The 13,674-nt window shown below is 53.8% G+C and carries 7 protein-coding genes and 1 tRNA gene; 2 read left to right on the top strand and 6 right to left on the bottom strand.

What is annotated here, in order from left to right; all coding sequences use genetic code 11:
- Positions 1-342: 342 nt before the first annotated feature.
- The 6 genes from DW724_RS10605 to DW724_RS10580 all read right to left on the bottom strand — a co-directional run bounded on the left by DW724_RS10605 (position 343) and on the right by DW724_RS10580 (position 11,687).
- Complete coding sequence (locus DW724_RS10605) at positions 343-4,614, bottom strand: S-layer homology domain-containing protein (RefSeq protein WP_118761443.1); 4,272 nt, start codon at positions 4,612-4,614, stop codon at positions 343-345.
- Between the two features lie 389 nt (positions 4,615-5,003).
- A tRNA-Met gene (locus tag DW724_RS10600) sits at positions 5,004-5,079 on the bottom strand.
- Between the two features lie 99 nt (positions 5,080-5,178).
- Complete coding sequence (locus DW724_RS10595) at positions 5,179-6,705, bottom strand: sensor histidine kinase (RefSeq protein WP_118761442.1); 1,527 nt, start codon at positions 6,703-6,705, stop codon at positions 5,179-5,181.
- Positions 6,702-7,382 (bottom strand): response regulator transcription factor, encoded by a 681-nt coding sequence (locus tag DW724_RS10590; RefSeq protein WP_110435724.1) that lies wholly within the window; start codon positions 7,380-7,382, stop codon positions 6,702-6,704. Before DW724_RS10590 ends, DW724_RS10595 begins: the two co-directional genes overlap by 4 nt.
- 228 nt (positions 7,383-7,610) lie before the next feature.
- Positions 7,611-11,303, bottom strand: coding sequence for a M56 family metallopeptidase (locus tag DW724_RS10585; RefSeq protein WP_118761441.1), 3,693 nt, complete (start codon positions 11,301-11,303; stop codon positions 7,611-7,613).
- Between the two features lie 12 nt (positions 11,304-11,315).
- Positions 11,316-11,687, bottom strand: coding sequence for a BlaI/MecI/CopY family transcriptional regulator (locus DW724_RS10580; protein ID WP_118360575.1), 372 nt, complete (start codon positions 11,685-11,687; stop codon positions 11,316-11,318).
- A gap of 1,035 nt (positions 11,688-12,722) precedes the next feature.
- Between DW724_RS10580 and DW724_RS10575 the strand changes: the two genes are divergently transcribed.
- Together DW724_RS10575 and DW724_RS10570 are read left to right on the top strand one after the other, a co-directional pair.
- Positions 12,723-13,160: a hypothetical protein gene (locus tag DW724_RS10575; RefSeq protein WP_117750705.1), complete on the top strand. Its 438-nt coding sequence runs from the start codon at positions 12,723-12,725 to the stop codon at positions 13,158-13,160.
- Between the two features lie 6 nt (positions 13,161-13,166).
- Positions 13,167-13,640, top strand: a complete 474-nt coding sequence (locus tag DW724_RS10570) for a ribonuclease domain-containing protein (RefSeq protein ID WP_118761440.1) — start codon at positions 13,167-13,169, stop codon at positions 13,638-13,640.
- Positions 13,641-13,674 lie beyond the last annotated feature (34 nt).

Here is a 13,674-nt window from a genome sequence, read left to right as displayed (position 1 = left end):
TAGGCGCATACCAGCACCTTGAATAACACACGCTCGATCTGCGATTTTCGGATTCCCGAATAAGCGAAATACAATTTTGTATAGTCCAGTTCCTCAAGCTGGTCGCTTGCTTGACAGAGCGCATGATGTTTGTCGATTTAAATTTCTGTCTGCATTCGAAATTTTAACTGTTGACTTTTCTCCTCAATTTCGATATGCTGTTCTTGCTTTATCCGTTTCATTTAACGTTAAAGCAAAAGACCAGAGTTGTAAAGCCTTTTGGCTAAATAACTCTGGTCTTTTTGTTGGGCCTTGTGCAACAGCCCCTTAAAAGCAGGAATAGATGATTGCTATGAATGGATTTTACTGATACCGCGTCCAATCCGGCGCTTTCGTCAGCTTCGTCCACTTTTCGTTAACCTCGCCCTTACGGTCAAACTCGTGGCTGTTGGTCGCCTCCTGAACTGCGAGGTAATGCCAGTCGGTCGGATGATTGTCCGGCCAAACGGTCATGTCGTTCAGCAGGTCATCCTCACTCTGCGGCATACGGCAGAGCACGCGGTTGATCATCGTCATTGCCTCTGCGCGGGTGATGTAGTTGCCGGGGCGGAACGTTCCGTCAGAATAGCCTGCGATCCAGCCCAGTGTTGCGGCTCTCTCAATGTACTTTTCTGCCCAGTGACCGGAAATATCCGTGAAGTTACTGCCGGTGCTGATCTGTGTCTTATCGAAACGAGCGCAGATCGTTGCAAACTCGGCGCGGGTAATGGGAGCGTTCGGGTCGAAAGCTTCAGCATTGCGTCCCTTAACGACACCCAGTTTCGCCATCGTGGAAATCGCCTTGTTGTGCCACTGCCCATCCGTTACATCAGCAAATGTGTTTTCAGCGGTGAGGTTGCCATCACGCACTTCCTCCTTGAGCAGGCGGAAGAAAATCGTTGCAACTTCGGCGCGGCTGATGTTCGCGTTCGGACGGACGGTGCCATCGGAGTAACCGACTACATAGGCGTAGTGGTCATCGCCGTTCAGCATATCCGGCACCCCTGTTGCCGTCCAACCGGCGTAGACCGTCTTATTGCCCGTCATTTTCACCTTGGTGATCTTGTCGGTCAGCGCTTTGTCGGCGTACCAGCCGGTGAAGGTATAGCTCTCGCGGACAGGAGCCTTATCCAGCGTCACAGTCGTGCCGGAGGAATAGCTTTCGTCCTTATAGGAAGTACCGCCATTGCTCTCATAGTGCAGCGTCAGTTTCGTCGACGTACTGCCGCCGGAAGTATGACCGCCGCTGTGCGTCCGGCCAAAAGTATATGTATAGATCACAGAATCCACAATACCGTTCGGTTCGATATTCGGCGCAACGTCCCAACTGCCGGCTGCGTTTTCATAGCCTGCCGCCGGGATCATAATGGAGGGCACAGAGCTTGCGGGCAATGTGCCGCCGACGGAGCCGTCTGCCTGGGGATACAGCACAACGGTAACATTTCTGTCCTCGGCTGTTTTGCCGGACCAATAGCCGTTTACAATTTTAAACGTAACTGTGGCATTTTTTGCCCAGCGGGCATAAACGGTCTTTGCACCAGTAAATGTCTCGGTGTTGAAATCAATGATTTCCCCTGCATCCTTATAACACCAGCCGAGGAAGGTATATCCCTCTTTCACAGGCGGACGCAGCGCATCGATATGGTCGTTTGCATTTGCCAGTACCGGAACATATCGGCTCTTCGGCTGACCTTCGGAAAGCTTCCACTCTCCGCCGTTGGCGTCAAAGGTAACGATAGGCCACCATTGGGCAACAAAGTTCCAGTCACGCTTCACCGTCATCGTCTGAATCGCTCTGCTGGTGTAGAAAATATTAGAATTGGAATCTTTGTCCATCCATCCCTGGAAATAGTATCTGTCAGTGCTATTGGGAGCCGGCGCAGGAACTTCTTCTGGAAGTTCTGCAAGCGTAGAACCATAGGGAACGATATAGCTGACGGAATAGGAACCATTGTTGAAATATCCAAGGGCCGGTTGGCCATTATCTGCATCAAAAGTTACAGTGCAGTCCTCGTGGCGCCATTTGCCGTAGAGCGTCAGGTTTTTATCAGTCGTATTGCCAAACGAATATGTGGTGTCGGAAATCGGCTTATCGTTTTCAGTGATTTTCGATGTAGTGTACCAACCGTCAAAGTGCCACTTGTCGTCAGAAGATTCCTTAGGCTGCTGAATATCAAATTCAGGCTTCGCTCCGCTGCTGGTGTCTTCTTTAGACTGCTGCTCAGGCAATTTTACGTCCTCCGGTACCTCTGTACCCGGCACCCACCGATAAGTGATGGTATACGTATCCTTTTTCGGGAAGGTGTAGGTGTACTGATAGGTTCCGTTCTCTGTGATGGCATCCACATTGGTATCCGGCGCAGAATCCCCCCAAGTACCGGGTTTCTTATATTCATTCGAAGGCTGCATATCACCGCGATCGACATAAGGAATCAGATCCGTGGTGAGGGTGCCTTTGCCGTTCCGCAGAGGAACCTGAACGGTAACGGTATCGGAGTTTTCATCGTCCACACTGGCGGCTGGTTGTTTGTACCAGGTGCTGTCTGTGTTCCAACTGCCGTTTACAACGGTAAAAGTAACCTCTTTTGTGCCGAGCTTTATCCAACGCCCATAAAGGTCTGTATTTGCACTCAGATTTTCGCCATTGCTGTCATAGCGCTTGGTGCAGGCGGAGTTCTTATACCAGCCGTCAAATTCATAGCCAGCCAAAGTGGGGGTTTCGGCCCGATAGAAACATCCGCCGGCGTCACCCAAGGAAAGGGAAACCGGGGACGGCTCGTCCAAGTCCTTCGGGATCACAGAGCCGATCCAATGGAAATTCACATCAATGGACGGCAGCCAACGGCCGTAAAGCTGCAAATCGCTGCCGAATGCGGCGTATATGGTATTCTGATAGGAAACATATTTCTGGCCTTTATAGTTCCATGTCTTCTTCCCGTCTTCCTCCTTATCCACGTCGTCGTTCCAGAGACGGTACCAACCGTCAAATTTCAGCTTTACATTCTTTGTGCTGACCTCCTGCTGTCTCGGGTTTGCAGGGCTGATGGTCGTATTGCGCGCCGCATGTTCGTGGATGGGAGGGTCAAATGGCGGTTTCCAGTCGCCTACCCACTTATAATCCACACATACGGGGTCGGTAATGGTGATCACAGCCTTTTCTCCGTAAGCACTGCCCCCCTCCTTTGCGGGCGGGATGGGCACAAGGTTCAGGGTGGTTTGAATGCTGTCCCCGTTTCCGATCTTAGAAATGCTGAGATTGGCATGTCTTACAGGTGCCGACATATCAAACTGGGGAGTTTTGTCCTTATACCCCGTAAACCGGTAGTAATCGACAGAGGCGATCTCGTTGATCGAGCTGCTGGAAAGAATGTGGTGCTTCGCTTTTATCTGCGCCCAGTCATGGGAGGTATCTTTACTGCCTGCTTCCTGAAAAGAGGTCACATCGATGAACAGTTTTTCCGCATTGGGATTCACGTTGGCATCGATCTGAATCAGCAGCTCGCTCAGCGCTTCATCAATGTCGTGCGCTTGGCTCAGCCCTTTGAAATAGGCAGCGCCATCGGTTGTATTGGTGTTGCCGCAGATAGAAGCCATCGTCGCATTGAAGTTGTTCCGCTGTTCTGCCTCTGTGAGCCCATTTTTCAGGTTCAGTTTGTTGAAGTCGCCAAAGCCAAAAATCGTTGCGCCATAGTCTTTCTTCAATTTTTCTGCCGCTGCAATCGCCGCGTCGGGGCGGAGCGTCTGATATCCGCCGACCTCGTTCTGATAGGGCAGGGAACTGGCGGCGATGAAGACGATCAGATTCCGGTCCTTGTCGGACGCTTTATGAGCCTTTGCGATCTGTGCCAGACTTTCTGTCAGCTGCAGCCCGGCGTCCATACGGGAGGCCTGTGCGTGCCAGGACACCATCTTATCTGCGTCGATGACATTCTTGGCGTCGGAAATGCGCATAAACACATCGTCATAGGCCTCATTCGCAAGATAGCCATTCGGCATCTGAGGCAGCGTTTTGTCGTTGCTCCCTTCCACCTTGCTCCACTCGGTCCATCCCTTTGCGGAGTGGAACACCGGGGCGTTATCTTTACAGGTATAATAGCCTGTATTCAAACTCAGGTTCTCGGAAGGATCCAGCTTTTTTCCCGGATATTGATTTGGGACATAGGTATCCGAATTGCCGGCATTATTGATGCGTCCATAACCCGAAATCGCCACCCGGTGTTCGCCGCCTGTTGTGGGCGCCGGGATGGCATCCAGCATCTTCTCCATGGTGTTAAGAATATCCGCACGTTCCTGTCCATATAATGTGGTGTTGCTCTGGGTGTTCATAAAGGTGGACTGCTCGATCAAGAAGATGATGTCGCAGGGCTTGACCGTGCGGGTTTTGTTGGCGGAGTCGGTCAGATATGCTTCGATCTGTGCGGTGATCTGTCCGGTTTCCGCCCCATCGTCACCCATCTCATGCTTTATGGTTGAAAGGATATGCGGCGCTGCCTGCTCCGTTCCGTCCTCTGCCGCAGCCGCAGATACAGGCATCAGCGTCAATATCATAGCGACCAATAAAACGATAGATAACGCACGCTTTCTGATTCGATACATGTTTCATCTCTCTGTTTCTGTGTGACAGTACTTGAAAGCTGAACACATTATAGCGCGCTTTATCGCATTTATCAACCGGTTTTTTGTATCTGTATGTTTTTTAGAGAAGATATTCCGGAGATAGGCATGGATCATATATCCCCAAGATTTTCTGTTTGGGTCAAAATGACGATGAAAAAGCTAATAGTGGAGAAAGCATATTATTTGCGCGGATATCAATCTAAATTTTATTTTCATTATACCCACTGCACAAACGAAAAGCAACAAATCCTGCTCTCATTTTATCCCCGTTGGGGTACAGTTGGGGCTGGAGTGCCTATCCGCGCATCTTCAAATCCTCTGAAAATACAAAAAAACCGCTGATTTCTTACGAAATCAGCGGTTAAACGTGGTTGCGGGGACAGGACTTGAACCTGCGGCCTCCGGGTTATGAGCCCGACGAGCTACCAACTGCTCTACCCCGCGATATAGATTTTATCGTAACTCTCTCTCAGAGTGCTTATATACTATACCATAGGATAGCGCAGTTGTCAAGCATAATTTTCAATTTTCTATTCGACAAATTCAGTCTTTTATCTTGCTGTCCTCCGCGGGCAGCAGATCCGGCAGCTCAAACCAGAAGCAGATACCGCCTTCGACGTTCTCTGCGCCGCAGGCGCCGTGCAGGGTATCCGCGATGGCGCGGACAAGCGACAGACCTATGCCGGTGCCGCCGGCCTCTCGGGTGCGGGCGCGGTCGGTGCGGTAGAATTTCTCCCAGATCTTCGGCAGCTCCTCCTCCGGCAGACCATCGCCTTCATTGAACACGGACAGTCGCACGCTGTTGCCGGTCTTTGCCGCCGAAATCTCAATGTGCTTGCCCTCGGGCGTGTAGCGGATGGCGTTGGACAGGTAATTCATCAGCACCTGATCGAGCAGATCACCGTCCGTGCGGACCGTAATATGCGCGTTCTCATATTCCACGGTCAAACCTCGATTTTCACACAAAACAGCGGTTTTGCGCACCGCTTCCGCACAAAGTGCATGCAGATCAATATCCTCGTCGAACGTCTGCTCTGCACCCAGCTCCAACCGCGACAGACTGAGCAGCTGCATGACCAGCTTGTTCATGTGGTCAGCCTCATCGGCGATGGTGTCGCAGTAGAACTTGCGATCCTCAGGATCATCTGCCACTCCCGCTGTCAATCCCTCAGCATAGCCCTGAATGAGCGCGATCGGCGTTTTCAGCTCATGCGACACGTTCACGATGAACTCCTGCCGCATATTGTCGATACGCTCCTTCTCCTCGATCTCCTGCGCCAGCTGATCATTGGACTCCTTCAGCTCACCGATCGCCTGCTCCAAATACGCAGACAGGCGGTTGAGCGACTGTCCCAACTGGTCAATCTCATCGCCGTCCTCCTTGCCAGTGTACTGCATAGAGAAATCCAGCTCACTCATTCGGTCGGCCAGTCCCGCCATTTGAATAAGCGGGCGCGTAAACTGACGCGAGATAACATAGCCGCAGCCCAGACAAATCAGCAGCGCACAGCCGCCGGCAATCAGCAGAAACACCAGATTCAGCGAAGAATTCTGTTCGATATACGCATAGGGCATATATGCGATCAGATATTCACCGTGTTCCGCATTCAGCACGCCGATCAGACATAAATACTGGTCATTATCGCGCAGCCTGATCGTCATAAAGCGGTATTCGTTTTTACCCAAATCTACCCAGTCACGATTCTGGACCACGGACGCCAGCACCGCAAAGCTGCGGAACTTCTGCTCCATGTGTCCAAAATCAAACCCTACGTCGCCCTCCTGCATGGCAGACGAGGTCATCACATCGCCGTTATCGGTCACCACCGCCAGACGAATGGCACTGCGGCTCTCATAGCTGTCCAGCAGCGCGGCAACATCCGAGGAATCACTCGCGTAGCTGGTGCAGATGCTGCCGTAGGCATCGCGCAGCTCGCTTCGGCGTGTCATCATATAGTAATCCTGATAGAAAAACACGTTGAGCAGCACAAGAATACCGATAAACACCAGCGCGATAATGCTGATCGCGGCAAAAAACTTAAACCGGATTGACCGATGCTTCAGCTTCATACCTCAAAGCGGTAACCGTAGCCGCGCACGGTTTCGATCATGGTGCCGCACTCCCCGAGCTTGGCGCGCAGCTTTTTGACGTGTGTATCCACGGTACGCAGATCGCCGAAGTAGTCGTAACCCCAGACAGCATTGAGGATGCTCTCGCGCGACAGCGCAATCGCGCGGTTATTTTTGAAGTAGATGAGCAGCTCGTACTCCTTGGGGGTCAGGTCGATCGGCTTGTTCTCCACCATGACCTCACGGCGCAGCTCATTGACCGACAGCTTGCCAAGCTGTTCGAGCGGTGCACCGGCACGGCCTTCTCGTTTGAGCAGCGTGCGCACGCGAGCCGCCAGCACAATCGGCGAGAACGGCTTGGTGACGTAATCGTCCGCACCGCCTTCCAGGCCGCGCACCTGATCCGCGTCCTCGGCACGGGCGGTGAGCAGCATAACCGGCAGGTGGGTTTCGCCGTGCTCCTGCTCGCGCAGCTCCCGCAGGACTTCAAAGCCGTCCATCCCCGGCATCATCACGTCCAGAATGGCCATATCCAGTCCCGGACGGCGGTTCTCCAGAATATTCAGCGCTTCCTTTCCATCGGCGGCTTCGACGATGGTATGACCGTCCCGCTTGAGAAAGTCGCTGACCAGACGACGGATACGCGCCTCATCGTCTGCGATTAAAATAGTAGACAATATAATTCCACCTTACATTCTTATAATACCGCAAGTATACCGCCGGTGTTTGTTCGTTGTGTGAACAAAATCATGGGTTTTCAATTTTTGTTGAACAGGAGGTTGCTGCTTGAGAAGCGAATGGGTCTTGCCTCCCCTACTGCTGCACATACCGACTACTCAACGCAAAGGGCGGCGTAACAGCGCCGCCCAGAGGTTTTATTGGTTATTATGCTCAGCACCGCCGGATTAGGCTGTATACAACTCGTAGCTATACGGCATCCACAGTGCGGGCAGACTGCTGTCGGCTGTTGCCTTGTGCATGGTCAGCTTGACGTATTTGCCGTTTTCTTTACCGGTATTCGGGTCGGTAAACCGATAAGTTATTGACGCAAATTCGTTATTTTCGCCGTAAATCTGCTCGGAATCGCTGTCGAACCTGCCGTATTTATCGTTCAGGCCGAGGAAAGCTCGTGCTCCCTGTTCGGGGGTCTGGTCGCTTTGCAGGGTTTGCTGTATCGTTTTCTGCTCACTGTCGGAGTAAAGCGTAAACTCGAGTCTACTGCACAGCAAATCAAACTGCTCTGCGGTCAATCCCTTTGCAGAATCGGCCAGATGCTCCACCGTTGTCGGTTCGGTATTGGTAATATCCTTGAAAGTCACCCTATCAGCGGCATAGACCTTATACTGTGCTTCGGTTGTCCAGTCGATACGGCTGACATAGACCTCACAGGAATTATTATCCGTATTAACGGCAACCTGATACGGCTGGTCATGCTGTGCGCCCATATGCAGTACCGCATAATGTGCACCGAGACTTGTCAGCAGCTGTGCACGGCGAACAGTACCGTCCTTATCCGTCAGGTCGTCGAGTGCAAAATCATCCGCGGTGATATTCTGCGCGGCAGTGAACATTTCCTTGTACTTGGCAGCAATCTCCTGATTGGACGGGTCATACTGCACATCGGACACATACGCCAGATAATAGGTCAAACCGTCCTTTTCGGCAAGCTGCTTGACCGGAGACGGATAGTTTTCCGTCCAGTTTTCGCCGTATTCGCTGTGCAAAACGGCGGTTGCGTCTACATTCAGCGTCATAATGCAGATGTCATGCGCCGAGCTGCTGTCTGCCTCATCCAGCATATTGAAATGCACACTGCCATCCTCATACTGGCTGATGCTGACCGTATTATGGAACGAAAGCGGCAGCTCAAGCGTATAGTCCAGCACATCATTGCGGTATGCCACCGAGTTCAGGGTTTCGTCACCGTGTACGACGGTGGCCGCCTCCCCGTTCTGCATGGCGTACAGCGCCGCCGCCTTGTGCTGAATGTGACGGGCATCGGTGTATTCCAGCACCAGTGCGTGCAGATACGGCTCCACCGCCGTGGAGGTAAGCGACTTGCTCATGCTCTCCGGCACGGTGTACGTCCAGCCGTCAGCGGTTTTGGTGAGCACTGTCTGCTCATCTGTCAGCGCATCCTGCATGGTGCCGTCCGAATTGACCAGCCGATTGGTGAGCTGTACGCCGCCGGACGGCTCGTTCGCAAACGTAAATTTGATGGTATCACCGACTGCCAGCTCAGGCAGTTTGCCGGTCGTCAGCGCACCTCTTGCGTTCGCACCGATGCCGAGCTCCTGTTCCCCGCTCTTGGCGGTGATGTCCTCCACCACGCCGACCGGCTGCCAGTAGCCCGCGGCGGTTTTCTCCAGCTGCACCTTAACCGGCGCACTGGAATCGCCAAATGTCAGCTGTACAACGGCAGTTTCTGTATTGCTGTCGCCTTCACCGAACGAACCGGTCGCCTGCCGGATGACCTCGGTGTCCTTCACCAGCATCAGATAGGAATCGCCGCGCAGCGCCATGCCGAAATACTGCATCGCCGCCTGTGCCGGATCGGCGTAGCCTCTTATCATCTGCGTATCCATGCTGTCGATGTACTGCGGCACGGTCGGCCACGACAGACCGGTCGCATAGTACGTCCGGAACAATTCGCTCTGCGTCATGCTGTCCGTACTGAGTTCGCGGATATCGCCGATCACCGAGCTGTTTTTGTTCTCGCGGATGGTCTGCACGATGTAAGCCGAGCGCGCATCATTCACGCCGCTGCCCGACAGACGGAATACAACACGGCAGCTGTTTTCGTCATCGGCGGGTACAAGCACGAAATCCGTTGCAGACGGCGAGGACGGACCGTATTTCCACGTCCACTGCTCGCCGCCGGTCATAGCCATCTGCTGCGCGATAAGGTCTTTCTGACCGTCCGGCGTCAAAATCGGGAAAATATACTGTGCACTCTTGTGCAGCACACCGCGGGCATACTGCTGCGCGAGGTCCGCCGCGGTGCGGGAGCGAACGCCGCTGCCGTCCATCCAGTCCTGCGGCAGCCAGCCCTGACCGAACTGGTTGACCATCGTGACAACGACCTTGCTGTTATCCTTAAACGTGAAAGTTACCTTGCGGATGTCGTTGTAGGGTGCAGATTCTTCATCGCTGCCCTCAACCTGACTTGCCGCCGGGGAAAGTCGAAGCAGTGCTTCTGCCGCATTTACCGGGTCGTTGATATCATAGCCGCCTGCAATCTTCCACTGATTGCTGCCTGAGAGGAAATCAGGCAAGCCGAGATCATTCTCATACAACAGCTTAAATTCATCCAGAGAAGTCACGCGGCCATTTTCCGGCACAATCTCGCTGTTCGATACGGCCCACTCTCCATCCTGTTTAGCAAAAGTCAGCTTTTGTACCACACGTCCGGGAATGGTTTCGCCCGGATTATCGCTAAACTCTCTATCCGTGATTAAATAGGTGTCTTTTCCGTCCAATTTGACCGTATAACCGAGATTTTCCGACTCATTCGCCTGTTTTTGTGCCAGCTGCATACGCAGCTCTTTCGTTAGACCCTTATCATTATCGCCCACCGCGATCATGCAGCCGAGCGAGCCGACCAGAAGCGCGATCATCACAACGAGCGCGACACCGCGTTTTTTGACCGACTTGTCAAACAATCCCTCAAACCGACGCATGAGCGTCTTTTTGTCATCACCGAAGCAGGACACCAAAGCCTTTCTCTTTTGCGCCTGCGCGATAGCTGACCGCAGGATGGTCTCGCCGTAGGCTCGGCGGTACGCGCCGTCGTGTCCGCGAACAACCGCGTCGTCGCACGCCGCCTCAATGTCCTCCTGCGCGAATCGCGCGATCAGATGCACCAGTGGATTGAACCAGTGCAGACAGCATGCCGCCAGAAGCAGCAGCTTGAGCCACAGATCGCCATGCTTGTAATGCGTCAGCTCGTGGCGGAAAATGAACGCCGCGTCCGTCCGGGAAATGTGCTCATCCGGCAGATACAGCGTCGGATGGATAAATCCTGCCAGCATTGGGCAATCCGCCGCCGCAGATACCCGCAGTGGGATTTCCCGGTCAATAACCAGATCGGCGCACTGCTCCTGCAAAATCGTGTGCAAATCCGCGCGTTCGACCGAACGGGACTTACCTTTCAGGCTGCGTATCAGCCGGTAATAGCCAATCCCCTGCCAGAGTACGCAGGCAATCACGCCTGTCAGCCACAGCGTCAGCAGAATGTCGGTAATATCCACGGTCTTGACCGTGCCGGTATCTGCCGCGCTGAGCGTTTGCGCCTGCGTGCCCGTCACCCATCGGGTTGGGTTCTGCGCAACCGGCAGTCCGGCCTGCCGGAACGCCGTCTGGTTGCTCTGCACCACATAGTTGGTGCGCGGCATGACCTGCACCGGCGCCTGCGGCAGTGTCAGCTGCACCGGAACGAGCAGCCGCAGCGCGAGAATTGCCCACACCACACATACCATACGGGCCGGATAGCGTTTTTTCATCAGCCGCCGCAGAATGAGCGGCACGAGCGCCGCCAACGATACGGTCAGGCCGATCTGCATCAGGTTGTTGAGCAGTTTTTCCGAGAATTGCAGCATAAGATCCCCTCCTTAGTGCGCCTGCCTGTCGAGGAACGCGCGCAGCTCGTCGATGTCCTGCTCGGTCAGTGCGCCCGCATCCGACAGACTCGCGACCAGATTTTTCACCGAGCCGCCGCACAGCCGGCGCAGAAAACCGACGCTCTCGCGCTGACGGTAGTCCTCCTCGCTGACGAGCGGCGTGTACAGGTTTTGCCGTCCCTCCTTCGTGCAGGAAAGAAATCCCTTGTCGCACAGGCGGGACAGGAACGTGAGCACGCTGGTCATTTTCCAATCCTTATCCGCGTGCTGCTGCACCTCGGCCGCCGTGACCTGTGTGCCCAGAGACCAGATTGTCTGCATGACCTCCAGCTCCGCATCGGGCAATCGCTTGTCGTTTCGCATAGTCTAACCCTCCTTTTATTCTACAAATGTAAAACACCTTTTATTGCTTATATTCTACAGTAGTAGAAGACGGTTGTCAATCCTTATTGCACAAATTCCCGCAAAGTGCGCTGACATATACAAATTGTTTACATTTTGTAATTTTTATTGCGTTGACAGTGCTGTTTTTTTAGGATATGCTTTAATTAGATACGTTTGATTTATCCATTCGACACGAATTTTTCTGCATCGGCTGAGCGGGGTGTGCGAACTGCGTAAGCGTGTTCGCCCCTAACGGGCGGAGAGTCTTTCGCTGAACCTCAGCGGGGGATTCGCCGTCTGCGGACGGCGGGAGCGTCGCGGCACCCGCCGCGGGGGCAAAAAGGAAGGACAACCTGCGGTTTTCCTTCCTCTTTGAACTCCTACCTTTCCCTTGCTTCCTAATCTGGCGCAGATTGCCTATATGTGACCGCTTCGAAAATAGGGGAACGGCAGTCGGGTTACCACTGCGTTTGTTTCGTGAAATGTTCGCAGTTCACAGATAACGTACTGCTACACAGGTCGGAGGGTCAACGCAGGCGCGACATACCCGTGTCGCGCAACCCGTAGGCACGTTGTAACGCCCAGCACCTACGAATCTATCTGCTTAGTAGAATTTATCTGCGCAGGTGCTGTCTATCATAACCCGCTCACGAATCGTGCGGCACTGTCATGCCGCAGCCAGCGGAGATTAAACCACATATGTAGCAGAACGGTATCCGGCACTGCGTATAGGTTTCGACATGGGAGCACACTGTGCTCCCCTACGGTAGAAAAAATCCTCTGCCGTCCTCCTGATCGAAGCGGTCGCCGATCTCTGGTCTGCGCCAGACTAAGAAATAAAGGGAAACGGGAGTTAAGAGGGTAGAAACCGTAGGTGTCTACCCTCTTGCCCCGCCGCGGGGCGCGGCGAACTCCCGCGCTCCGCAGAGCGCAGCTCCCCGCTTGATTTCAGGCGAAAACCCGCCGTTCACAACCAGAAAAAGTTTACAGAAAACCCAAAGGAGTTAATTTTCCATGCGAAAAACCGTTTCGCTCGTATTGGCCATCTGCGGCACGCTGCTGCTTCTGCTGCTGTTCGCCACCGGACGTTTGATCTATACCCACGTTTACAGCCAGGACTTTTCCGACATAGCGGAAACCGGACCGCAATCCACCATCACCCTTACCGAGAATGACGTGGAGGTACCGCAAACCGACGACAACCAGAAAACCGCTATCATACAGCTTCTCAGTGAGCAGACCTACACCGCCTATCCGCACTTTATCAAGCCCAGCCAGAACAAGCTGACTGCCAACCGCCTGACCGTAACCTTCCAGAACGGCAACTCGATCGGCGTGAATACGGACGGCTATGTGTTCGTCAACGGCAAGCTGCGCGCCATCAAGAGCGGTGATGGACGCAATCTGTACCACGATCTGTTCGTGCTGTTCTATCCTACGGCGAAGGAGTAACAGCATATGAAAAAATTAACCGCTTTATGGCTGTCCCTGCTGCTGGCGTTCGGCTCGCTGACCGGCTGCGCCGGTCAAATCGGCATCATCGGCGGTGCGGACGGACCGACCGCCATCATCACCTCGGACAGCGCTTCCGCTGTTTCCGTCACCGAGGATGGGCAGTACGACAGCAAGGACGAGGTTTCCGCCTATCTGACCGAATACGGACACTTACCCTCCAACTACATCACGAAAAAGCAGGCGCAGGCACTCGGCTGGCAGGGCGGCTCGCTCGAGCCGTATGCACCCGGCTGCTCAATCGGCGGCGACCGGTTCGGCAACTACGAGGGCACCCTGCCGGACGGCAGCTATCACGAGTGCGACCTCAACACCCGCGGAGCCGACAAGCGCGGCACGGAACGGCTGGTCTACGCGGACGACGGCCGAATCTACTACACCGCCGACCATTACGAGAGTTTTGAGGAAATCACAGAATAGCTTTTACAATAATTCAATTTCGGGGGAAATGAGA

Source organism: Butyricicoccus sp. AM27-36 (genome assembly GCF_003480945.1).
GTDB lineage: Bacteria > Bacillota > Clostridia > Oscillospirales > Butyricicoccaceae > Agathobaculum > Agathobaculum butyriciproducens.
Note: the sequence above shows the minus strand (reverse complement) of the source record. Positions and strands in the feature narration are given on the sequence as shown.